23 protein-coding genes and 1 pseudogene are annotated in these 20,851 nt (G+C 70.8%); 5 read left to right on the top strand and 19 right to left on the bottom strand.

What is annotated here, in order from left to right; translation table 11 throughout:
- Window positions 1-19 precede the first annotated feature (19 nt).
- The gene (locus AB0H43_RS21810; protein ID WP_360001645.1) at window positions 20-1,408 is read left to right on the top strand and encodes a cellulose binding domain-containing protein; all 1,389 of its coding nucleotides are present in this window, start codon (window positions 20-22) and stop codon (window positions 1,406-1,408) included.
- A gap of 125 nt (window positions 1,409-1,533) precedes the next feature.
- On the opposite strand, the gene smpB is transcribed toward AB0H43_RS21810, so the two are convergent.
- The 11 genes from smpB to AB0H43_RS21755 all read right to left on the bottom strand — a co-directional run bounded on the left by smpB (window position 1,534) and on the right by AB0H43_RS21755 (window position 10,407).
- A complete protein-coding gene (gene smpB / locus AB0H43_RS21805; RefSeq protein ID WP_360001643.1) occupies window positions 1,534-2,025 on the bottom strand; it encodes an SsrA-binding protein SmpB in 492 nt (163 codons plus the stop codon).
- A 109-nt stretch (window positions 2,026-2,134) separates the two neighbouring features.
- Window positions 2,135-4,639 (bottom strand): phenylalanine--tRNA ligase subunit beta, encoded by a 2,505-nt coding sequence (pheT, locus tag AB0H43_RS21800; RefSeq protein ID WP_360001641.1) that lies wholly within the window; start codon window positions 4,637-4,639, stop codon window positions 2,135-2,137.
- 1 nt (window position 4,640) lies between these two features.
- Complete coding sequence (gene pheS, locus AB0H43_RS21795; RefSeq protein WP_360001639.1) at window positions 4,641-5,723, bottom strand: phenylalanine--tRNA ligase subunit alpha; 1,083 nt, start codon at window positions 5,721-5,723, stop codon at window positions 4,641-4,643.
- Window positions 5,724-5,961: 238 nt separating this feature from the next.
- On the bottom strand, window positions 5,962-6,210 hold the full coding sequence (locus AB0H43_RS21790) for a hypothetical protein (RefSeq protein ID WP_360001637.1): 249 nt from the start codon (window positions 6,208-6,210) through the stop codon (window positions 5,962-5,964).
- Window positions 6,211-6,217: 7 nt separating this feature from the next.
- Window positions 6,218-7,009 (bottom strand): RNA methyltransferase, encoded by a 792-nt coding sequence (locus AB0H43_RS21785; RefSeq protein ID WP_360001710.1) that lies wholly within the window; start codon window positions 7,007-7,009, stop codon window positions 6,218-6,220.
- Window positions 7,006-7,377, bottom strand: coding sequence for a 50S ribosomal protein L20 (gene rplT / locus AB0H43_RS21780; RefSeq protein WP_360001636.1), 372 nt, complete (start codon window positions 7,375-7,377; stop codon window positions 7,006-7,008). The genes AB0H43_RS21785 and rplT overlap by 4 nt, the downstream gene beginning before the upstream one ends.
- A gap of 34 nt (window positions 7,378-7,411) precedes the next feature.
- Complete coding sequence (rpmI, locus tag AB0H43_RS21775; RefSeq protein ID WP_360001634.1) at window positions 7,412-7,606, bottom strand: 50S ribosomal protein L35; 195 nt, start codon at window positions 7,604-7,606, stop codon at window positions 7,412-7,414.
- Window positions 7,607-7,667: 61 nt separating this feature from the next.
- Complete coding sequence (gene infC, locus AB0H43_RS21770) at window positions 7,668-8,264, bottom strand: translation initiation factor IF-3 (protein WP_360001708.1); 597 nt, start codon at window positions 8,262-8,264, stop codon at window positions 7,668-7,670.
- Window positions 8,265-8,626: 362 nt separating this feature from the next.
- Window positions 8,627-9,088 (bottom strand): PH domain-containing protein, encoded by a 462-nt coding sequence (locus tag AB0H43_RS21765; protein ID WP_360001706.1) that lies wholly within the window; start codon window positions 9,086-9,088, stop codon window positions 8,627-8,629.
- A 156-nt stretch (window positions 9,089-9,244) separates the two neighbouring features.
- Window positions 9,245-10,093: an ATP phosphoribosyltransferase gene (gene hisG / locus AB0H43_RS21760; protein ID WP_360001632.1), complete on the bottom strand. Its 849-nt coding sequence runs from the start codon at window positions 10,091-10,093 to the stop codon at window positions 9,245-9,247.
- Window positions 10,094-10,143: 50 nt separating this feature from the next.
- Window positions 10,144-10,407 (bottom strand): phosphoribosyl-ATP diphosphatase, encoded by a 264-nt coding sequence (locus tag AB0H43_RS21755; RefSeq protein ID WP_360001630.1) that lies wholly within the window; start codon window positions 10,405-10,407, stop codon window positions 10,144-10,146.
- A gap of 84 nt (window positions 10,408-10,491) precedes the next feature.
- Here AB0H43_RS21755 and AB0H43_RS21750 point away from each other — a divergent pair, with 84 nt between their 5' ends.
- The gene (locus AB0H43_RS21750) at window positions 10,492-11,121 is read left to right on the top strand and encodes an MBL fold metallo-hydrolase (protein WP_360001628.1); all 630 of its coding nucleotides are present in this window, start codon (window positions 10,492-10,494) and stop codon (window positions 11,119-11,121) included.
- Here AB0H43_RS21750 and AB0H43_RS21745 read toward each other — a convergent pair.
- The 8 genes and pseudogenes from AB0H43_RS21745 to AB0H43_RS21710 form a co-directional block, all read right to left on the bottom strand.
- Complete coding sequence (locus AB0H43_RS21745; RefSeq protein WP_360001626.1) at window positions 11,118-11,948, bottom strand: GerMN domain-containing protein; 831 nt, start codon at window positions 11,946-11,948, stop codon at window positions 11,118-11,120. The genes AB0H43_RS21750 and AB0H43_RS21745 overlap by 4 nt on opposite strands.
- Window positions 11,949-12,024: 76 nt before the next feature.
- Window positions 12,025-12,495, bottom strand: a complete 471-nt coding sequence (gene ribH / locus AB0H43_RS21740; RefSeq protein ID WP_360001624.1) for a 6,7-dimethyl-8-ribityllumazine synthase — start codon at window positions 12,493-12,495, stop codon at window positions 12,025-12,027.
- Complete coding sequence (locus AB0H43_RS21735; RefSeq protein ID WP_360001622.1) at window positions 12,495-13,721, bottom strand: bifunctional 3,4-dihydroxy-2-butanone-4-phosphate synthase/GTP cyclohydrolase II; 1,227 nt, start codon at window positions 13,719-13,721, stop codon at window positions 12,495-12,497. The genes ribH and AB0H43_RS21735 overlap by 1 nt, the downstream gene beginning before the upstream one ends.
- A complete protein-coding gene (locus tag AB0H43_RS21730) occupies window positions 13,718-14,329 on the bottom strand; it encodes a riboflavin synthase (protein ID WP_360001620.1) in 612 nt (203 codons plus the stop codon). Before AB0H43_RS21730 ends, AB0H43_RS21735 begins: the two co-directional genes overlap by 4 nt.
- Window positions 14,330-14,331: 2 nt before the next feature.
- A complete protein-coding gene (gene ribD / locus AB0H43_RS21725) occupies window positions 14,332-15,396 on the bottom strand; it encodes a bifunctional diaminohydroxyphosphoribosylaminopyrimidine deaminase/5-amino-6-(5-phosphoribosylamino)uracil reductase RibD (RefSeq protein WP_360001618.1) in 1,065 nt (354 codons plus the stop codon).
- A gap of 163 nt (window positions 15,397-15,559) precedes the next feature.
- A pseudogene (locus tag AB0H43_RS21720) lies at window positions 15,560-16,525 on the bottom strand (response regulator); the annotation flags it as partial.
- 209 nt (window positions 16,526-16,734) lie between these two features.
- Window positions 16,735-17,388 (bottom strand): ribulose-phosphate 3-epimerase, encoded by a 654-nt coding sequence (rpe, locus tag AB0H43_RS21715; RefSeq protein WP_360001616.1) that lies wholly within the window; start codon window positions 17,386-17,388, stop codon window positions 16,735-16,737.
- Window positions 17,389-17,431: 43 nt separating this feature from the next.
- Entirely contained in the window at window positions 17,432-17,731 is a 300-nt protein-coding gene (locus tag AB0H43_RS21710; protein ID WP_360001614.1) for a hypothetical protein, read from the bottom strand.
- A gap of 142 nt (window positions 17,732-17,873) precedes the next feature.
- Here AB0H43_RS21710 and def point away from each other — a divergent pair, with 142 nt between their 5' ends.
- From def to AB0H43_RS21695, 3 genes are read left to right on the top strand one after another with little or no spacing between them, the layout of a single operon-like run.
- Window positions 17,874-18,446, top strand: a complete 573-nt coding sequence (gene def, locus AB0H43_RS21705; RefSeq protein ID WP_360001612.1) for a peptide deformylase — start codon at window positions 17,874-17,876, stop codon at window positions 18,444-18,446.
- A gap of 13 nt (window positions 18,447-18,459) precedes the next feature.
- Complete coding sequence (gene fmt, locus AB0H43_RS21700) at window positions 18,460-19,386, top strand: methionyl-tRNA formyltransferase (protein ID WP_360001610.1); 927 nt, start codon at window positions 18,460-18,462, stop codon at window positions 19,384-19,386.
- Window positions 19,386-20,783 (top strand): transcription antitermination factor NusB, encoded by a 1,398-nt coding sequence (locus AB0H43_RS21695; RefSeq protein ID WP_360001608.1) that lies wholly within the window; start codon window positions 19,386-19,388, stop codon window positions 20,781-20,783. The genes fmt and AB0H43_RS21695 overlap by 1 nt, the downstream gene beginning before the upstream one ends.
- Window positions 20,784-20,851: the final 68 nt, after the last annotated feature.

The following is a 20,851-nucleotide window of genomic DNA, read 5'->3' as shown; positions in this document are numbered from 1 at the left end:
ACGCCCATGGAGGAAGCAGATGAGACACCGCATCCTCGCCGCGCTCGCGGCGGGTGCGCTGATCGTGACCGGGACGCTCACCGCGTCCGGCGCCGCCCACGCCGACGTCACGATCTGCGAGAAGTACGGCTCCACCACGATTCAGAGCGGGCGCTACATCGTCCAGAACAACAACTGGGGCGACGACACGACGCAGTGCATCAACGTCACGGGCACCGGTTTCGCCGTGACCACCGCCAGCCACAACAAGGCCACCAACGGCGCGCCCGGGGCGTACCCGTCGGTCTTCTACGGCTGCCACTACGCCAACTGCAGCTCGGGCAGCGGACTCCCGCTGCAGGCCAGCACCAGCACGTTCGCCGGGATCACCACCTCGGTCTCGATGACCTACCCGTCGAGCGGCGTGTGGGACGCGGCGTACGACATCTGGTTCGACCCGACACCGCGGACCGACGGCCAGAACACCGGGGCCGAGATCATGATCTGGCTGAACAAGATGGGCTCCATCCAGCCGGTCGGCTCCCAGGTCGGCACGGCGACGATCAACGGCGCGACCTGGAACGTCTGGGAAGGCAACATCGGCTGGAACGTCGTGTCCTACGTGCGGCAGTCGGCCACCGGCTCGATGAACTTCACGGTCAACGACTTCTACAGCGACGCCGTCAACCGTGGGTACGCCCAGCGCAGCTGGTACCTCACCAGCATTCAGGCCGGGTTCGAGCCGTGGGTCGGGCAGACCGGGCTCGCGGTGAACTCCTTCTCCGTCGGCAGCGGAGGCGGCGGTGGCGACACCTCCGCGCCGACCACGCCGACCGGGCTGACCGCGTCGGGCGCCACGGCGAACAGCGTCAACCTGACCTGGAACGCGTCCTCCGACAACGTCGGTGTCACCGGCTACGACGTCTACCGGGCGACCAGCGGCGGATCGTTCAGCCAGATCGCCACCGCGTCCGGAACCTCGTACACGGCGACCGGGCTCGCCGCGTCGACGCAGTACCAGTTCTACGTCCGCGCCCGGGACGCCGCCGGCAACACCTCCGGCAACTCGGCGACCGTCACCGCGACCACGTCCAGTGGCGGCGGCGGAGGCGGGTCGTGCCGGGTGAAGTACGTCCCCAACACCTGGAACACCGGGTTCACCGCCGACGTCACCGTGACCAACACCGGCTCCACCACGATCAACGGCTGGACGGTCGCCTGGACCTACTCCGGCAACCAGAAGATCACCAGCTCCTGGAACGCCACCGTCACCCAGAGCGGGCAGTCGGTGAGCGCTCGCGACCTGGGCTACAACGGCACCCTCGCCGCCGGGGCGAGCACCGCCTTCGGCTTCCAGGGCACCTACTCCGGCACCAACACCTCGCCGTCGTCGTTCACCCTGAACGGCGCCGCCTGCACCCTCGGCTGATTCCCATCCCCTCCAGGAGCCCGGCGCTGCGCACATCCCTTCGCGAGCCGGCGCCGGGCTCCGCTACATTCCCCGATGCCCGTACGCCTCGTGCGGCTACTGGTCGGCGAGACGCCGTTCCGGCGCTACCGGCTGCGGGCGGGGGCGCGCCCCTTGAGGTGACGGCCGAACTCCCGGGCGATCTCCCGCTCGGCGTCCCGTTTCGCCAGCACCTGCCGCTTGTCGTACGCCTTCCGCCCGTGCGCGAGCCCCAGTTCCACCTTCGCCCAGCCGTCGGCGAAGTACAGGGAGAGCGGGATCAACGCGATACCGGGATCACGCAGCTTCAGGAGGATCTTCTCGATCTCCGTCCGGTGCAGCAGGAGTTTGCGAATCCTGCGCGGCGTGTGATTCGTCCAGGTGCCCAGCGCGTACTCGGCGATGTGGAGCCCGTGCAGGAAGAGTTCGCCGTCGGTCTCCTGCGCGAACGCGTCGACCAGCGAGACGCGGCCGTCGCGGAGCGACTTCACCTCGGTCCCCCGCAGCACGAGACCCGCCTCGTAGGTCTTGAGGATCTCGTAATCGTGCCGCGCCTTGCGATTGACCGCGATGACCTTGCGCTTCTCATCCCGTGCCACCGCACTCCCCCCTTTCGTGATCATTGCGCCGGCCATGCGGCTTCGGACGGCGAAATGTCCGCCGAAACAGCATGACCGGCGCAATGATCACACCAGCGCAGCGATCTCGTCAGGCGCCGCGGAGTGCGGCGCCGAAGCGGGACGCGGTGATCGCGACCGCGGCGTCGCGGGCGGCCACCGCCTCCTCGACGGTGAGCGTGCGATCCGAGGCCCGGAAGACCAGCTTGTACGCCAGCGACTTCTGCCCCGGGCCGATGCCCTGACCGGTGTACACGTCGAACAGACGGACCGACTCCAGCAGCGGACCAGCGCCTTCCCGCAACGCCGACTCGACCTCGGCCGCCGGAACCTCCTGGGGCAGGACGAGCGCCACGTCGATCAACGCGGGCGGGAAGTTGGACAGCACCGGCGGCGGGGTGACCCCCGGCAACGGCACGAGATCCAGCTCCAGCTCCATGGCACAGGTCCGCTTCGGGAGGTCCTGCTCGGCGCAGACCGCCGGGTGCAGCTCACCGGCGTACCCGATGGTCTGACCGTCGACCTTGATCGCCGCGCACCGGCCCGGATGCCACGGAGCCTGCTCCGCCGCGGCCACCTCGACCCGCGCGGCGTCGAGGCCCGCCGCGGCGAGCGTGTCCCGCGCGGCCTGGATCGCGTCGGACCAGTCGGCGGCGCGCCCGGCGCCCCACCAGCCGGCCGGCTCCAGCGGCGAGCCGGCGAGGACCACCGCGACGTGGTACGGCTGGTGCGGCACGAACTCCTGAGCCGCCTGCCACTCCTCTTCGGACGGACGACCGGCGATCGTCATCACCGGCGGTACGCCCTGGCGAGTGGCGGCCCGGAAGACCAGACCCAGCTCGAACAGGGCGACGTCGCGCTGACCTCGGCCCAGGTTGCGCTTGAGCGTCGTGAGCAGCGGCGGCAGCAGCGAGGTACGCAGCAGCGGCTCCTCGTCCGACAGCGGGTTCGCCAGGCGGACGGCGTCGGCCGGCAGCCCGAGCTCGGCCAGCGCGGCGGCGGACACGAACGGGTTGCAGATCGCCTCGACGTAGCCCTGCTCGGCCAGCGCGCGGCCGATCGAGCGACGGCGACGCTGCTGCGGGGTGAGGCCGTTGCCGGGCGGTGCGACGGGGAGCACGCTCGGCACCTTGTCCAGGCCATCCAGCCGCACGACCTCCTCGACGAGGTCGGCAGGCTGAAGCAGATCCGGCCGCCAGCTCGGCGGGGTCACCTGGAACTCGTCACCCACCGCGACCCGGCAGCCGACCTCGGTCAGCACCTCGGCCACCCGCTCGGCTTCGTACGTCACCCCGATGAGACGGGTGGGCAGCGCCGGGTCCAGGCTCAGCGAGAACGGCTCGGGTGGGTAGTTCGCGTCGGTGACCTCGTCACCGGCCTTGCCGCCGCCGTGCTCGATCAGCAGGTTCACCGCCCGGTCGATCGCGACCAGGCACAGCTCCCGGTCGACGCCCCGCTCCCAGCGCTTGGCCGCCTCGCTGAACAGCTTGTGCCGCCGGGCGGTCCGCCCGACCATCACCGGGTCCCAGTGGGCCGCCTCGAACAGGACCGTCGTGGTGCCCGGCACGACCTCGCTGGTCTGCCCGCCCATGACCGCCGCCAGCGAGATCGGGCCGCTGTCGTCGCAGATGACCATGTCCTCGGCGGCGAGTACGCGAGTCACACCGTCCAAAGTGGTCAGCTTCTCGCCCTCGCCGGCCCGGCGTACGACCAGTGTGCCCTGGATCCGGTCGGCGTCGAAGGCGTGCATCGGCTGGCCGAGTTCCAGCATCACGTAGTTCGTGATGTCGATCGGCAGCCCCAGGACGCGTACGCCGGCCGCGGTCAGCCGGCGGGCCATGAAGTCCGGCGTGGCGGCGGCGGGGTCGACGCCCCGGACGAGGCGGGCGGCGAACCGGTCGCAGCCGGCCGGATCGTCGATCACGAGATCCCAGGCGTCGCCGCTGGTCGCACCGGGTGCGGCGGCCAGGCCCGGATCGGTGAACGGTACGCCGAATGAGTGCGCCAGCTCCCGCGCCAGCCCGCGTACGGACATCTGATAGCCGCGGTCGGGCGTCGGCGTGACGTCGATCAGCATGTCGTCCAAGCCGACGATCGGCCGCGCGTCCGCACCGGGCTGCACGCCGCGGGCCACCGCCGCGCCGGCCTCCGAAGCGGGCGCGAGGACGATGATGCCGTCGTGCTCGTCGCTGATGCCCAGCTCCCGAGCCGAGCAGATCATGCCGGCCGACATGTGCCCGTACGTCTTACGCGCGCCGATCTGGAAGCCGCCCGGCAGCTCACCGCCGGGCAGGATCACCACGACGAGGTCGCCGACCGCGAAGTTGGTCGCGCCGCAGACGATCTCCTGCGGCTCCCCCGTCCCGTTGGCTGCGCCGACGTCCACGGTGCAGAACCGGATCGGCTTCTTGAAGCCGGTCAGCTCCTCGATCGTCAGAACCCGGCCGACGACCAGCGACCCCTTCACCGTCTCCCGCTGGTCGACGATCTCCTCGACCTCGATGCCGAGGTTGTTGAGCGCGGTGTCCAGCTCGGCGGCGGTCACCGACTCGGGCAGCGCTACGAACTCCCGCAGCCAGGACAGACCCACCCGCATCTCAGTGCACCTCCATGCCGAACGCGCGGGTGAACCGCACGTCGCCCTCGAACATCTCCCGCATGTCGGACACGCCGTTGCGGAACATCAGCGTTCGGTCGATCCCCATGCCGAACGCGAAACCGGAGTAGACGTCCGGGTCGATCCCGCAGGCCCGCAGCACGTTCGGGTTGACCATGCCGCAGCCGCCCCACTCGACCCACTGCGGGCCGTCGCGGTGCTCGGCGAACCACACGTCGAACTCGGCCGACGGCTCGGTGAACGGGAAGTAGTGCGGCCGCCAGCGCGTCCGGGCGTCGGGGCCGAACATCGCCCGCGCGAAGTGGTCGAGCGTCCCCTTCAGGTGCGCCATGGTGATGCCCTTGTCCACGACCAGGCCCTCGACCTGGTGGAACACCGGCGAATGCGTCGCGTCGAGTTCGTCGGTCCGGTAGACCCGGCCGGGCACGACGACGTAGATCGGCGGCTTGCGGGACAACATCGTGCGGGCCTGCACCGGCGAGGTGTGCGTACGCAACACGAGCCCGGACTCGGTGGCCTCGCCCGCGCCCTGCACCCAGAAGGTGTCCATGAGACCACGCGCGGGGTGGTCGGCCGGGATGTTGAGGGCGTCGAAGTTGGCCCACTCCAGCTCGACCTCGGGGCCTTCGGCGATCTCGTAGCCCATCCCGACGAACAGGTCGCCGACCCGCTCCATCAGGGTGGTCAGCGGATGCCGGGCGCCCCGGGGACGCCGGTCGGCCGGCAACGTCACGTCGACGCGTTCCTCGCGCAGCACACGCTCGGCCTGCTCGGCGGTGAGCACTTCCTGGCGCGCGTCGAAAGCGGCCTGGACGGCGGTGCGGGCGGCGTTCACCCGCTGGCCGGCCGTCGCCTTCGCGGCCGGGGGCAGCGCGCCGATCTCCCGGCGAGCCAACGAGATGGGGGCGCGGTCGCCCAGATGCGCCGGCTTCAACGCCGCGAGCGCGTCGAGGTCGGCGGCGTCCGCGAACGCCTGGGCCGCCTCGGCCACGGCGGCGTCCAGCGCCTCCTGATCCAGCAACGCGACCTGCTTCGGGTCGTACGGGTCAGAGCGGTAAGTCATCAGATCTCCAGATGCGGCAACCCGGATAGTTTAGGGACTCGCGACTTGGTCGCAGCCCGCCGGTGCTCGCTGGAGAGAAAGTGCGCTCAGCCCAGCCGCCCGCTACCAGCGGGCCGGCTAAACGAGATCGTCATGCGCACGCTCAGATCGTACCCGGCGCGCCAGCTCTGCGCCGCGCGGGCGGCCGGCGCGGGTCTGGGCGGCGCGGGTCTGGGCGGCGCGCGGAAAGGGGGCGTGGTCAGGATCGTGGGGCGAGGAGGGCGACCGAGGCGACCGCGCCGACCCCGACGATCAGGACGGCCCCGACGAGCAGCGCGGCGGCGATCACCGTCTGCTGGGCGGAGACCCCGGCGAGCGCGCCCGCGACGAGGGCGATGACGACCACGGCCAGCCCGGTGCGGGCGCGCAACACGCGCCGGACCGACAACAGGCCGAGACCGATGATCAACAGGACGATCGCGGTACCGAAACCGGCGAGGGGTGCCATCCCACCATCATGAGCGCTGAGCGCGCGCGGAGGCGTACAGGCACACCGCTGCGGCGGCGGCGAGGTTCAGGCTTTCCGCGCCGCCGTAGATCGGGACCCGGACAGCTTCGTCGGCCTCACTCAACGCGGCGTCCGGCAGGCCGTGCGCCTCCGATCCGAAGATCCAGGCGGTACGCCCGGCGAGGCGACCGGCGTCCGCGAGGTCGTCGAGGTCGCGGGCGGCGTACCCGCTCGTGGCCAGCGTCTGCAGGCCGGCGTCGCGCAGCCGGCCGAACAGCGACGACCAGTCCCGTTCCCGGACGACGTCCACATGGAACAGACTGCCCGCGCTGGCGCGTACGCATTTGCCGTTGTACGGGTCGACGGCGTCGCCGGCGAAGATCACGGCCTGCGCGCCCGCCGCGTCCGCCGTACGCAGAATCGTCCCGGCGTTGCCGGGATCCCGGATCTCCAGCACGACCGCGACGAGCCGGGGCTCCTTGGCGAGCGCGTCGGCCAGCGGGACGTCGACGGTGTCGCAGACCGCGACGACTCCCTGCGGCTGAACGGTCTCCGACAGGGCGGCCATGGCATCGTCGGCGACGAGGGAGGCGCCCGGATACTCCGCCAGGCGATCGGCGGTCGCGAAGATCTCGCGTACCACTCCGGAGGCGAGAGCCGAGGCGACCGCTTGCGGCCCCTCGGCGAGGAAGGCGCCCTGGACCTCGCGGTCCTTGCGCCGCTGAAGCTTGACCGCGGACACGACTCGGGGGGTACGCCGCGTGAACGGCGCACCCCCCGACGTCACGGTGTCGCTCAGGCCTGAGCCTGCGCCGCGACGGCCTTGCGCGCGACCTCGACGATGGCGGCGAACGCAGCCTCGTCGTGGACGGCCAGGTCGGCCAGGATCTTGCGGTCGACCTCCACCTCGGCGAGCTTGAGGCCCTGGATGAGGCGGTTGTAGGTCATCCCGTTGGCACGGGCGGCCGCGTTGATCCGCGTGATCCACAGCTGGCGGAAGTCGCCCTTGCGGTCACGACGGTCGCGGTAGGCGTACTGCATCGAGTGCAGCACCTGCTCCTTGGCCTTGCGGTAGAGCCGGGAGCGCTGGCCGCGGTAACCGCTCGCGGCCTCCAGCAGGGTACGGCGCTTCTTCTGGGCGTTGACCGCCCGCTTGACGCGTGCCATGTCGATCTACTCCTTCAGTTCGTCGTGGCGCGCGTCAGCGGCCGAGCATCTTCTTGACGCGGGCGAGGTCGTTCTTGGCGACCTCGACGGTGCCGCTGAGGCTGCGCGTCTCCTTGGACGCCTTCACCTCGAGGCGGTGGCGCAGGCCGGTCTGCTGACGCAGGATCTTGCCGGTGCCGGTCACCTTGACCCGCTTGCCCATGCCGGTGTGGCTCTTCATCTTCGGCATTGCGAAGTATCTCCCCTGAAATATCTGCTTACGGTGCTCGATCGGCCCGCCGTCGAGCTGGTCAGCTCTCGGCGACCGGCTGTGCGGCTTCCTCGGCCTCGACGGGCGCGTCGTCGTCGGACTTAGCGCCGCGACCGACGGCCTTGGTCGCGCGGTTCGGTGCGAGCACCATGATCATGTTCCGGCCGTCCTGCTTCGGTGCGGCCTCGACGAAGCCCAGTTCCGAGACCTCCTCCTCAAGCCGGCGCAGGAGCCGGTAGCCCAGCTCCGGGCGGCTCTGCTCCCGGCCGCGGAACATGATGGTCACCTTGACCTTGTCCCCGGCCTTGAGGAAGCGCACGACGTGACCCTTCTTGGTCTCGTAGTCGTGCTGGTCGATCTTCGGACGCAGCTTCATCTCCTTGATGATGGTCTGCTGCTGGTTACGCCGGGCTTCCCTCGCCTTGAGCGCGCTCTCGTACTTGAACTTGCCGAAGTCCATGAGCTTGCAGACGGGCGGGCGGGCCATCGGCGCGACCTCGACCAGATCCAGATCGACGTCGGCGGCCAACTGCAGGGCGCGCTCGATCGGAACGATGCCGACCTGCTCACCCTCAGGGCCGACCAGACGGACCTCACGTGCCCTGATCTGATCGTTGACGCGTGGCTCGACGCTGATGTGGCCTCCTCCAACTAGTGTCCGTGCCGACCTTCGGCGTCCGCTCCCTCGCGGGTGCGAAGGCGTGGACCGTGTCTTTGTGTGCCACCGGCCGGGCTCGCGCCGTGTCCCGGTGGCCCAAAGCAGAAGGCCCCGGCGCATGCCAGGGCCCGCTCGACCGGTCCACGCACGCTGTCAGGCGCACGACCCGGGCCTTCGGCGGCTCACCGCCCGAAGGCGGTGGCGCGAGGCCGGTGACCGGACCCGATGCACTCAAGGTGACCGGGTGGGAGCAGGCGCTCCGCTTTGTGGCCGACACGTCGTTCACCACACGGTGAGGTCAGTATCGGCAAGGTCGACTCGACAACTTTACCAGGCGGCGTTCAGGACCGCGAATCGGGCGTACTCGCCACTGCGGTGAGGTGTGCCGCATGGAGACTGCGCAGACCGCGGACGGCGGCGAGCGCGTGCTCCTTGTCGACCGCCTGGATGGCCAGGACCGACACGGTGTCGTCGTCCTGCAGCTCCAGCTGCGCCCACGGGTGGCCGTGGTCGAACCGGACCGCCCGGACGACGTTCCACGGCAGTTCGTAGGTCGCGAACACGTTGCGGACGCGGATGCCCTGCTCGGTGCCCCAGACCCGGGGCCGGGCGAAGGCGAGCGCGGCCAGCGCGCCGCAGAACCCGAGGCCGATCATGGCGGCCTGGTCACCCGGCCGGAACACCGCGGTGCCCTCCCCGGTCGACCCGGTCAGCGCGGTCGCCACCGCGGCGAACACCGCCAGGATCGCGACCGCCGCGACCCACGCCACCACGCGTACGCGCTTGGGCCGGACGTCGATCATCACCGTCTCCGCTGCTGCCACGGCGTCCATCCTGCCACCACCAACCATCGCGCCCGCCGCCTAGTGGTGATCATCGCGCCAGCCATGCTGGTTCGCGCCGCGAAATGCCCGAGTTAACCGCATGGCTGACGCAATGATCATGCTCGAAAGGGGGCGTCAGAGGCGGCAGGCGTGGATGTCGGTGACCAGGATGGCCCGGGCGCCGATGTCGTACAGCTCGTCCATGATCCGGTGCATCTCGGCGCGCTGGACCATCGCCTGGACGGCGACCCAGCCTTCGCGGTGCAACGGGGACACCGTGGGCGACTCGATGCCGGGCGTCAGTGCGACCGCCTCGTCGAGCCGGTCGGCCCGGCAGTCGTAGGCGAGCATCACGTACCGGCGGGCGACCAGCACGCCCTGCAGCCGCCGCAGCAGCTGGGCGACCTGCGGAAGGGCCGGGTCGTCGCCAGTGCGGTGGATCAGCGCCGCCTCGGAGACCATGATCGGGTCACCGAGCGGCACCAGGCCGGCCTGCCGGAGCGTGGCGCCGGTCGCGACCACGTCGGCGATCAGGTCGGCGACGCCGAGGCGGACGGCGTTCTCCACCGCGCCGTCCAATTCCACGACCCGGGCCTTGATGTCCCGCTCGTCGAGGTAGCGCTCGACCAGCCCCGGGTACGCCGTGGCGATCCGCTTGCCGTCGAGCGAGCCGAGGTCGGCGATGGCGCCCTGTGGCGCGGCGAATCGGAAGGTGGCACCGGCGAAGCCCAGCTCCAGCAGCTGCTCGACCGGAGTGCCCCCGTCGACGAGCAGATCCTGACCGGTGATGCCCAGGTCGAGGTCGCCCGAACCGACGTAGGTCGCGATGTCGCGTGGGCGGAGATAGAAGAACTCGACGTCGTTGTCGGTGTCGAGGCAGGCGAGGTCGCGGTCGTCGCTGCGCTGGCGGTAGCCCGCCTCACGCAGCATCTCGATGGCGGGCTTGGACAGGGTGCCCTTGTTGGGCACGGCGATGCGCAGCATGCTCTGGTTTCCTCAAGATCGGTGTCTGACGGGGACGGACTGAACCCGATCTAGAGATGTCGGTAGACGTCCTTCAGCTCGATCCCGGTCGCGAGCATCAGCACCTGAGCCTGGTAGAGCAGCTGCGAGATCTCCTCGGCGGCGCGGTCGGGGCCTTCGTGCTCGGCCGCCATCCACGACTCGGCGGCCTCCTCGACCACCTTCTTGCCGACCGAGTGCACCCCGCCACGGACGGCCTTGACCGTGCCCGACTCGGGATCCCCGGCGGCGACCTTCGCCCGCAGCTCCTCGAAGAGCTCCTCGAACGTCTTCACGCCGCAATTCTGCCCGACGTGGTCGCCGGCGCGACCTTGGACGTGACCGGTTCCACGAAGCGAGAACGGCGTACGCTCGGACGCATGCAGTTGATCAAGTTCACGCACGCCTGCGTACGCCTGCACGACGGCGACCGGACGCTGCTGATCGACCCTGGTGTGTGGTCCGAGCCGGAGGTCTTCGAGGGTGTCACCGACGTCCTGATCACCCACGAGCACTTCGACCACGTGGACGCCGAGCGCCTGACTCAGCAGGACGTACGCGTCTTCGCGCCGGAGCTCATCGCCGGCGAGCTGCGGGAGAAGATGGGCGAAGCGGTGACCACCGTCGCGACCGGTGACACGTTCACCGCCGCCGGGTTCGACGTCACCGTGGTCGGCGGCCGGCACGCCGAGATCTACGAGGGCCTGCCCGGCTGCGCCAACGTCGGTTACCTCGTCGGGACCTCGTCCGGGGCGCTCTACCACCCCGGTGACGCGCTGTTCGTGCCGGAGGCGGAGGTCGGCGTACTGCTCGTGCCCGCCTCCGCGCCGTGGCTCAAGCTGCGGGAGGCGCTGGACTTCGTCCGGGCGGTCGCCCCGAAACGGGCGCACCCGATCCACGACCGGATGCTGTCGGAGGACATCGGCTTCGCCGGGTTCGACCGCTGGATGGACCTGAAGGGGCAGACGGCCTACTCGCGCATTCCGATCGGCGGCGGAGTCGACCTCTAGCTCACGGTGAAGGTGTGGTTGTCGACGTGCTGCCGGCTGCTGTCGGCCATCGAGATCTCGTAGGCCTGCACGACGTAGGTGCCCGGCGACAACCGCACCGTCACCTTCTTCTCCCCCATCGCCGGATGTCCGGGTTCGAGGGTGACGACCTCATGCCGGACGACCTTGCCGTTCTGCAGGATCTCGTAGTTCAGCGTGTTCTCGAAGACGATCCCGGCCAAGTGCAGGGTCACGTCGCGGCCGACGGTCTCGCCCTCCTGCGGGCCGATCACCCAGACCAGATGCAGGGTGTCGATCGCCGGCGCCCGGCTCACCGGATCCTTGACCGAGACATGGCCGAAGACGCTCTCCACCGCCGCGCCGTCCACCCGGACGCGTACGCGGGACGCCCCGGAGTTCGCGGTGGCCGTCCACACGAGCTGCTGGATGGCCTGCCCCTCCGCCTCGGCTCCGACGCCGCTGGTGAGACCCGTGAGGTCCACCGTGACCACATCGCCCTCGACCGAGCTGCCGGTGACGCGTACGCTCGACGGCCACAACGTCCTGTAGTCCCGGTCCGAGGCACTGGGGCGCAGCATCTCCGCCACCGCCGCCGTGGTCTTCCCGGCCGGCGTGTCCGCTGCGACGGCCAACCGGTGGAATTCGCGCACTAGTTTCGGCGTACCCCTGTCGGCGAGCGTGTAGTAGACGGCGAGCAAGGCGCTGCCGCCGGCCGAGGCCGACGCGGACGCCGCGCCGGAAGGAGACGGTGACCCGGACGGTGCCGGCGCCGGAGTCGTGCAGCCCGCCAGCAGGACGAGCCCGAGTGAAGCCGCGAGAACCCGCATGCGTCCAGTGAACGCCCCCGGCGAAGCCGACGCCAGTGACGTATCTAAGACAGTGATCGCCTAAGTCAGTGATCGCCTAGGTCAGTGATCGCAGGGTGACCGCGACGTCGAGCGCCGCGATCGTGGCCGCCCAGCCCTTGTCCTCGGCCGAGCCTGGCAGTCCGGCCCGGTCGCGCGCCTGCTCGATCGTGTTGACGGTCAGGACTCCCTGGCCCACCGGCGTCCGCTCGTCGAGCGCGACGCGGGTCAGCCCGTCGGTGACCGACCGGCAGACGTAGTCGAAGTGCGGGGTGTCGCCGCGCACGACGACGCCGAGGGCGACGACGGCGTCCTTGCGGCGCGCCAGCGCCTGCGCGACGACCGGGATCTCCACCGAACCGGCGACCCGGTGGACCTCGACGTCGCTGACCCCGCTGGCCTTCGCGGCCGCGAGCGCCCGCTCGAGCATCTGGTCGACCAGCTCGCCGTTCCAGCGGGTGGCGACGACGCCCAGGGTCAGCCCGTGCGCGTCGACCGCGTTGTCCTCGGGCGCGCCGAATCCGGCCATCAGGCGACTCCTTCAGTCGGCGGTTCGAGATCGATCAGGTGACCCATGCGGTCCCGCTTGGTCTGGAGATAGCGCAGGTTCTCGGGGTGCGGGCGGACCGGCAGCGGCTCCCGGCCCACGATGGACAGCCCGTAGCCGTCCAGCCCGGCCCGCTTGGCCGGGTTGTTGGTGAGCAGCCGCATCGTGCGTACGCCGAGGTCGTAGAGGATCTGCGCGCCGGTGCCGTAGTCGCGGGCGTCGGCCGGCAGCCCGAGGTCGAGATTGGCGTCCACCGTGTCCCGGCCGCCGTCCTGCAACTGGTACGCCTGCAGCTTGTGCAGCAGCCCGATGCCCCGGCCCTCGTGCCCGCGCATGTAGAGCACGACGCCGCGGCCCTCCTCGGCCACCCGCTCCAGCGCCGCGTGCAGCTGCGGACCGCAGTCGCAGCGCAGTGAGGCGAAGACGTCGCCGGTCAGGCATTCGGAGTGCACCCGGACGAGGACGTCCTCGCCGTCGCCGATCTCGCCGAAGACGAGGGCGATGTGCTCGGCGTTGTCGTTGGTGGCCCGGTAACCGACCGCGGTGAACTCGCCGTACTCGGTGGGCAGGCGGGCGCCGGCGATCCGCTCGACGAGCCGCTCGGTCCGGCGCCGGTATTCGATGAGATCGGCGATGGAGATGATGGCGAGTCCGTGCTCCTGCGCGAACGCGGTCAGCTCGGGCAGCCGCATCATCGTGCCGTCGTCGTTGATCAGCTCGCAGAGCACCCCGGCCGGGCGCAGCCCGGCGAGGGTGGCGAGGTCGACGGCGGCCTCGGTGTGCCCCGGCCGGCGCAGCACACCGCCCGACTTGGCTCGCAGCGGCACCACGTGCCCCGGGCGGGACAGGTCGCTGGGCCTGGTCGTGGGGTCGGCCAGCAGCCGGATCGTGTGCGCCCGGTCGGCGGCGGAGATGCCCGTGCTGACGCCTTCGCGCGCGTCGACGGTGACCGTGTACGCCGTCCCCCGCCGGTCCTGGTTGGTGTGCCACTGCGGCGGCAGGTCCAGCCGGTCGGCGTCGGCCTCCAGCACCGGCGCGCAGATGTAGCCGGAGGTGTAGCGGACGGTGAAGGCGAGCAGCTCCGGCGTGGCCAGCTCGGCCGCGAAGATCAGGTCGCCTTCGTTCTCGCGGTCCTCGTCGTCCACGACGACGACGGCCCTGCCGGCCTTGATCTCGGCGATCGCGGTTTCGATCGAGGACAACGTCATGCCTGGTTCCCTCCGGTGCGGCCCGTGCTCACCAGCTTCTCGACGTACTTGGCGATCACGTCGACCTCCAGGTTCACCTGGTCGCCGACGCCCTTACGGCCGAGCGTGGTCACCTCCAGTGTGGTGGGGATCAGGCTCACGGCGAACGCAACTTCGGAGATCTCGGTCACAGTCAGCGAGATGCCGTCGACCGTGATGGAGCCCTTCTCCACGATGTAGCGGGAAAGATCCTCCGGAAGAGTGAACCGTACGGTCTCCCACAGGTCGCCCGGGACGCGCTCGGTGATCGTGGCGACCCCGTCGACGTGCCCCTGCACGATGTGCCCGCCGAGCCGGTCGGACACCTTGACCGCCCGTTCCAGGTTGACCCGGTCGCCGACCTGGAGCGCGCCGAGCGAGCTGCGGTCGAAGGACTCCTTCATGACCTCGGTGGTGAAGGTGTCGCCCAGGTTCTCGACGACGGTCAGGCAGACGCCGTTGACCGCGATGGAGTCGCCGTGGCCGGCGTCGGAGGTCACCACCGGCCCTTTGATCGCCAGCCGCGCGCCCTCGCCCTTCCAGGTGAGCTCGACTACCTCGCCCAGCTCCTCGACAATGCCGGTGAACACGCCTAATTCTCCCTCTTCGGCACGGCGGTGATCCGGAGATCCGGTCCAACCCGGTCAACGTCGGTGACATCGAGTTCGATCGCCTCGGTGATGGTCTTCACACCGGCGCCCATGAGCGCCGCCGGGCCGCCGCCGAGCAGCTTCGGCGCCACGTATCCGACGATCTTGTCGACCAGCCCGGCCGCGAGGAACGCTCCGGCCAGCGTGGGGCCGCCCTCCAGCAGGGCGCTGCGCACGCCCCGCTCATACATCCGGCTCATCAGCGCCACCAGGTCCACGCGCCCGTCGGCGTCCGCGCCCACCTCGGCCGAGGTCGCGATCCAGGTCGCGGCCGCGCCGTCCCTGACCTTCGCGTTCTCAGGGGTACGCCCAATGGAGTCCACGACGACGCGCAGTGGTTGCCGGATGGCCAGGCTGCCGTCCCGGAGATTCCGAGCGGTCAACCGGGAGTCGTCGGCGATGACGGTGCCGACGCCGACGATGATCGCGTCCACCGTGCCCCGGAGCGCGTGCACGTCCATCCGGGAGGCCTCGGACGTGATCCACATGCTGGTCCCGTCCTCCGCCGCCGACCTTCCATCCACTGTGGAGGCGAACTTCCAGATGAGGTACGGCCGCTTGCGGCGGACCGAAGACAGCCACATGACGTTGCCCCGGGTCGCCTCGGCCTCGCGTACGCCGGCGACGACCTGCACGCCGGATTCCCGGAGGGTCTCCGCGCCACCCTTGGCGGCGTCGGTCGGATCGAGGACGGCGATCACCACGCGCGCCACGCCGGCCCGGATCAGGGCCTGACTGCACGGGCCGGTCCGGCCGGTGTGATTGCACGGCTCCAGGGTCACCACCGCGGTGCCGCCCTTGGCCCGCTCCCCCGCCTGGGCGAGCGCCACGATCTCGGCGTGCGGCCCACCGGCGTACGCGTGGAAGCCCTCGCCGGCGACCTCCCCCGAGCTGTCCAGGATCACACAGCCCACCACGGGGTTCGGGCTGGTCGTGCCGAGACCGCGAGCGGCGAGTTCGATCGCCCGGGCCATCGCGGCGTGCTCGGCGGGTGTGGCCTCCGTCATGGGCACATCTTCCCGCAGGGCCGGCACACGGGTCAGCCCCGGGCTGCCCGGGATACCTTGATCACAGCTCAGCGCCGTGCTCGGAGGGCGTCCGCGGCAGCGGGATGCCGTGCGGCGGAGTGCTGTAGTCGCCGAATCCCCCGCTCTCCGGCTCGTCGTCCATCCGGCGGCGGTCGATCGCCACGAACGAGCCCGGCTGGCTCTTGGCGACCGATTTCATCTCCGACGCCGCCGCGATCACCTCGCGCGGGTCGTCGAACTGCCGAGCCGTCGACAAGGCGACCCCGATCGAAAGGGTGACCAGGTTGGCCCGCTGCACGTTGCCCCGGCGATCGGTCAGCTCCAGGTAACCGCGCGCGGCCGCCTCGGGGTCGTAGAGGTCGTCGGCGGCCGACTCGAACAGCTCCACCGACCGGGTGGTCACGGGGCGTACCTGGTCGGGGGTGAGCACGAGGACGAAGTCGTCGCCGCCGACGTGCCCGAGGAACACCGGCGGCAGGCCGGCCTCGGCGACCGCCCGATGCAGCGACCGGGCCAGCGCGGTGATGAACTCGTCCCCCCGGCCGAACCCGTACGCGTCGTTGACCGTCTTGAACCGGTCGACGTCGATGTAGCAGACCGCGTAGTCGCAGCCGCTCTGCACCCGGTCGGAGATCTCCCGCAGGATGCGGGTGTTGCCGGGCAGCCCGGTCAGCGGCGACACCTCGCGGTACTCCTGGTTGCGCCGCAGCGTCGAGCGGACGCGGGCGACCAGTTCCAGGGTGTCGAACGGCTTGACGAGGTAGTCGTCGGCTCCGGCGGACAGGCCGAGCACCTTGTCGGCGGTCATCGCCCGGGCCGTCAGCATGATGATCGGCAACGCCGCCATCAGCGGGTCGGCGCGCAGCCGCCGCGTCAGCCCGATGCCGTCCAAAGTGGGCATCATCAGGTCCACGATGACCAGATCGGGGCGCCGCTGCTCGATGACGGTCAGCGCCTCTTCCCCGTCGTGGGCGGTCATCACCTCGAAGCCGTGCAGCCGCAGGTTCACCTCGACGAACCGCACGATGTCGCGGTCGTCGTCGACGACCAGGATGACCTCGGCGTCGCCGCCGTGTCCCGGGAAACCCAAGCCGACCCCACTGTCCATTGTGGTGCATGCTATCCCGCGCGCACCAGACTGGCGTTGTCGAAGTCTACGCGGACGACGCCCGGACGGATCAGTGATCCGCGTCGAATCTTGGGCTGTCCGGCTGTAGCGGACCGGCGGATCAGGTCAGACGACTCAGCTGACTATTTCTACGAGGCTGCCTGGCTGCTGCCGCAAGGCCGGCCAGCCGACTGCTGCCGCGAGGCCGGCTAGCCGACCAGGGCACGCAGGCGGCGGCAGGCCTCCGCCGGATCGGCCGCGCCGAACACGGCGGTCCCGGCCACGAACGCGTCCGCTCCGGCCCCGGCCGCCTGCTCGATGGTGTCCGCGGCGATGCCGCCGTCGACCTCGACCCGGATCTCCAGACCCTCGGCGTCGGCGTAACGGCGCGCCGTGCGTACCTTGTCGAGCATCTCGGGCAGGAACTTCTGGCCGCCGAAACCGGCCTTGATCGTCATGATCAGGAGCGTGTCGAAGTGCGGCAGCAGCTCCAGATAGGGCTCGATCGGGGTGTCCCGGTCGACCGCCAGCCCGGCCTTCGACCCGGCCGCCCGCAGGTCCTTGGCGAGCGCGATCGGATCGGCCGCCGCCTCCACGTGGAAGCTCACGTTGTACGCGCCGGCCTCGGCGTACCCGACGGCCCACCGCTCCGGCGCCTCGATCATGAGGTGGCAGTCCAGCGGATGATCCGTCGCCGCCCGCAGGCTCTGGACGACCGGCAGCCCGATCGTCAGGTTCGGGACGAAGTGGTAGTCCATGACGTCCACGTGCAGCCAGTCGGCGTCGGTGTGGACGGCCTGGGCGGCCTCGGCGAGCCGGGCGAAGTCGGCGGCGAGCAGGCTGGGCGCGATGATCGGCGTCACGCGCCCAGCCTAGGTCATCTCACCGGCTCGGCCGCCGGAGTACTCACGCGCGGTCGAGGACGTCGAGGTTGTGGTAGACCGGGCCGCGTGTGCAGAGCTGGGCCAGTTCCTTGGCCATCGCGTCGGTCTCGGGCCGGTCGCTGTTGGCCATGGCCTCGTCGTACGACGAGAACTCGATGATCGTGAGATAGCGGTTCGGGTTGTCCCGGTCCCGCGTGACGAGGAGCTGGGTGAACGGCGGCCGCTCCCCGCTCGCCATCGCCTCGTCCCGGCGCTTGCCCATCAGCTCGGCGATCTCGTCGGCGCGCTCGGTCTCGTACTCCACGATCTGGACAAAGTTCATGACGACCCCCAGTCAACGGATTCGGACATCTCCGACAAAGACTAGGCTGGCGAGGGCTGCCCCCGCAGTCGTCCTGGAGACATCCGGTCAGTCCGTAGACTGGGGAGCGCTTGCACCCGCGTTGACAAAGGAGCCGTCCAAGGTGACCGTCCAGCCCATCCGCTACTTCGGCGACCCGGTTCTGCGTACGCCGGCAGACCCCGTGGTCGACTTCGACAAGGAGCTGCGGCGGCTCGTCGGGGACCTCGTGGAGACGATGCGCAAGAACGGCGGGGCCGGCCTGGCCGCCCCGCAGATCGGCGTCGGCCTGCGAGTGTTCACCTTCGACGTCGACGACGTCGTCGGGCACCTGATCAACCCGGTGCTGGAGTTCCCCGACGACGAGGAGCAGGACGGCCAGGAGGGCTGCCTGTCGCTGCCCGGCCTCTACTTCGACACCAAGCGCCGGCAGAACGTGGTGGCCAAGGGCTTCAACGAGGCGGGCGACCCGATGCAGATCGTCGGCACCGGGCTGATGGCCCGCTGCGTCCAGCACGAGACCGACCACCTCGACGGGGTGATCTTCATCGACCGGCTGGCGACCGACGAGCGCAAGAAGGCGCTGAAGGAGATCCGGCGCGCCGACTGGTACGACCCGGCCAACACCCGGATCAAGGTCAGCCCGCATACCGTCCATCCGCAGGCTGGGCCCAGCCCGTTCGGGCTCGGGCGCTGAGGGGACTGAGCTGATGCGTCTCGTCTTCGCCGGTACGCCGGAGGTCGCGCTCCCGTCCCTGGACGCCCTCGCCGCCTCGAACCACGAGCTGATCGCCGTGGTGACCCGCCCCGACGCCCCGGCCGGGCGGGGCCGCCACCTCGTCCGCTCGCCCGCCGGAGCCTGGGCCGACGAGCACGGGATCGAGGTGCTGACCCCGGAACGGCCCAAGGATCTCGAGTTTCAGGCCCGCTTGACCGAACTCGCGCCGGACTGCGTACCGGTGGTGGCGTACGGAGCGCTCGTGCCGCCCGCCGCCCTGGCGATCCCTCGCTTCGGCTGGGTCAACCTGCACTTCTCACTGCTGCCCGCCTGGCGCGGCGCGGCTCCGGTGCAGCACGCGATCTGGCACGGCGACGAGATCACCGGCGCCTCGGTCTTCCAGCTGGAGGCGGGTCTCGACACCGGTCCCGTCTTCGGCACCATGGCGGAGAAGATCCGGCCGACCGACACCGCGGGCGCCCTGCTCGGGCGGCTCGCCGTGGACGGCGCCGGCCTGCTCGTCAGCGTCCTGGACGCGATCGAGGCGGGCGCGGTCACCCCGGTGCCGCAGCCGATGGACGGCATCACCCTCGCCCCGAAGATCACTGTGGAGGACGCTCAGGTGCACTGGACCGAACCGGCGTTCGCCGTCGACCGGCGGATCCGGGCGGCCACCCCGAATCCGGGCGCGTGGACCGTGCACCGCGAGGAACGGCTCAAGCTCGGCCCGGTCACACCGTTGCCCGGTGGACCCCGGTTGGAGCCAGGCGACCTACTCGTGGAGAAGAACCGGGTGCTCGCCGGCACGGCCACCGATCCGGTCGTCCTCGGCGAGGTGCGCGCGGCGGGTAAGAAGGCCATGCGAGCCGCCGACTGGGCTCGGGGTCTGCACCTCACGACGCAAGAACGGCTCGGCTGATGCGGGCCGCACCCGCCCGCCGCGGCGGCGGCCGGCGCAGCACCATCGATCCCGCTCGGGTCGCCGCCTACGAGGCGCTGCTCGCCGTGCACCGCGACGGGGCGTACGCGAACATCGTGCTGCCGCAGATCCTGCGCGACCGCGGACTGATGGGCCGCGACGCCGCCTTCGCCACCGAGATCACCTACGGGACGCTGCGCGGTCAGGGCACCATCGACCTCATTCTCGCCGAGGCGGCCGGCCGCGACGTCGACCGCATCGATCCGCCCGCCCGCGACGCGTTGCGGCTGGGCGCGTACCAAATCCTCCAGACGAGAGTGCCCCCGCACGCGGCCGTCGGCGAGACGGTGGAGCTGGTGCGGGAGGTCGCACCGGGCGCGATCGGCTTCGCGAACGCGGTGCTGCGCCGGGTGAGCGAGCGGACCTTCGACGAGTGGGTCGGCGTGGTCGCGCCGCCCGCGGGCGACGACCCGATCGCGCACCTGGCCGCGGCCTGGAGCCATCCGGAGTGGATCGTCCGGGCTTTCAGCGAGGCGCTCGGCGGCGATCTGGCCGAGACGGCGCAACTGCTGGCGGAGGACAACGAACGGCCGCCCGTGCACCTGTGCGCGCGACCGGGCCTGGCCGACGCGGTGGAGCTGGCCGACGAGGTCGACGGCGCACCCGGAGCGTTCTCGCCGTACGCGGTCTACCTGTCCGGCGGCGCGCCGGGCGACCTCGCCGCCATCCGCGACGGGCGCGCCCACGTGCAGGACGAGGGCTCGCAGCTCGTCGCGGCGGCGCTGGTCAACGCGGAGCTGGACGGGCAAGACGAACGCTGGCTCGACCTGTGCGCGGGGCCGGGCGGCAAGGCCGGACTGCTCGCCGCGCTGGCGGCCGAACGCGGCGCCCGGCTGACCGCCGTCGAGGTGCAGCCGCATCGGGCTCGCCTCGTCGAGCTCGCCGTACGCGGCCTGCCCGTCGACGTGATCTGCACCGACGGCCGGGAGGTCGGACGCGATCCCGCGCTGCCGGCCGACGGTTTCGACCGGGTCCTCGTCGATGCGCCCTGCACCGGGCTCGGGTCGCTGCGGCGACGGCCCGAATCGCGCTGGCGTCGGCAACCGTCGGACCTGCCGCCGTTGACCCGGCTGCAACGGGAATTGCTCGGGGCGGCCTTCCAAGCCGTCCGGCCCGGCGGGCTGGTGGCCTACGTGACGTGTTCGCCGCACGTGGTCGAGACTCAGGTCAGCGTCGTGGAGGCGGCCCGCCGCTCTCCGTCCACGATGGACTTCGTGGACGCCCGTCCGCTGCTGCCCTCGATGCCCGGACTCGGCGGCGGGCCGACCGTCCAACTGTGGCCGCACCGGCACGGCACCGACGCCATGTTCCTGGCGGTCCTGCGCCGCGCCGCTTGACCCCTCCGGACGGCTTCACCGCTTCCCTGCGGCTCGCTGCCACCTCCGCCTTGTCGCCATGGCGCTGG

This window comes from Hamadaea sp. NPDC050747, assembly GCF_040654195.1.
In the GTDB taxonomy this organism is placed as follows: Bacteria; Actinomycetota; Actinomycetes; order Mycobacteriales; family Micromonosporaceae; genus Hamadaea.
This window is presented reverse-complemented; position numbering and strand designations above follow the sequence as displayed.

What these genes read in the sequence shown, in the direction of transcription:
- AB0H43_RS21765 (WP_360001706.1), bottom strand. Translation starts at nt 9,088, where the DNA reads ATGATCGACGTCCGGCCCAAGCGCGTACGCGTGGTGGCGTGGGTCGCG.
- rplT (WP_360001636.1), bottom strand. Translation starts at nt 7,377, where the DNA reads ATGGCACGCGTCAAGCGGGCGGTCAACGCCCAGAAGAAGCGCCGTACC.
- pheT (WP_360001641.1), bottom strand. Translation starts at nt 4,639, where the DNA reads ATGCGGGTGGGTCTGTCCTGGCTGCGGGAGTTCGTAGCGCTGCCCGAG.
- fmt (WP_360001610.1), top strand. Translation starts at nt 18,460, where the DNA reads ATGCGTCTCGTCTTCGCCGGTACGCCGGAGGTCGCGCTCCCGTCCCTG.
- pheS (WP_360001639.1), bottom strand. Translation starts at nt 5,723, where the DNA reads ATGACTTACCGCTCTGACCCGTACGACCCGAAGCAGGTCGCGTTGCTG.
- rpmI (WP_360001634.1), bottom strand. Translation starts at nt 7,606, where the DNA reads ATGCCGAAGATGAAGAGCCACACCGGCATGGGCAAGCGGGTCAAGGTG.
- AB0H43_RS21745 (WP_360001626.1), bottom strand. Translation starts at nt 11,948, where the DNA reads ATGCGGGTTCTCGCGGCTTCACTCGGGCTCGTCCTGCTGGCGGGCTGC.
- AB0H43_RS21810 (WP_360001645.1), top strand. Translation starts at nt 20, where the DNA reads ATGAGACACCGCATCCTCGCCGCGCTCGCGGCGGGTGCGCTGATCGTG.
- ribH (WP_360001624.1), bottom strand. Translation starts at nt 12,495, where the DNA reads ATGGCCGGATTCGGCGCGCCCGAGGACAACGCGGTCGACGCGCACGGG.
- AB0H43_RS21735 (WP_360001622.1), bottom strand. Translation starts at nt 13,721, where the DNA reads ATGACGTTGTCCTCGATCGAAACCGCGATCGCCGAGATCAAGGCCGGC.
- AB0H43_RS21750 (WP_360001628.1), top strand. Translation starts at nt 10,492, where the DNA reads ATGCAGTTGATCAAGTTCACGCACGCCTGCGTACGCCTGCACGACGGC.
- hisG (WP_360001632.1), bottom strand. Translation starts at nt 10,093, where the DNA reads ATGCTGCGCATCGCCGTGCCCAACAAGGGCACCCTGTCCAAGCCCGCC.
- AB0H43_RS21710 (WP_360001614.1), bottom strand. Translation starts at nt 17,731, where the DNA reads ATGAACTTTGTCCAGATCGTGGAGTACGAGACCGAGCGCGCCGACGAG.
- ribD (WP_360001618.1), bottom strand. Translation starts at nt 15,396, where the DNA reads ATGACGGAGGCCACACCCGCCGAGCACGCCGCGATGGCCCGGGCGATC.
- AB0H43_RS21790 (WP_360001637.1), bottom strand. Translation starts at nt 6,210, where the DNA reads ATGGCACCCCTCGCCGGTTTCGGTACCGCGATCGTCCTGTTGATCATC.
- AB0H43_RS21695 (WP_360001608.1), top strand. Translation starts at nt 19,386, where the DNA reads ATGCGGGCCGCACCCGCCCGCCGCGGCGGCGGCCGGCGCAGCACCATC.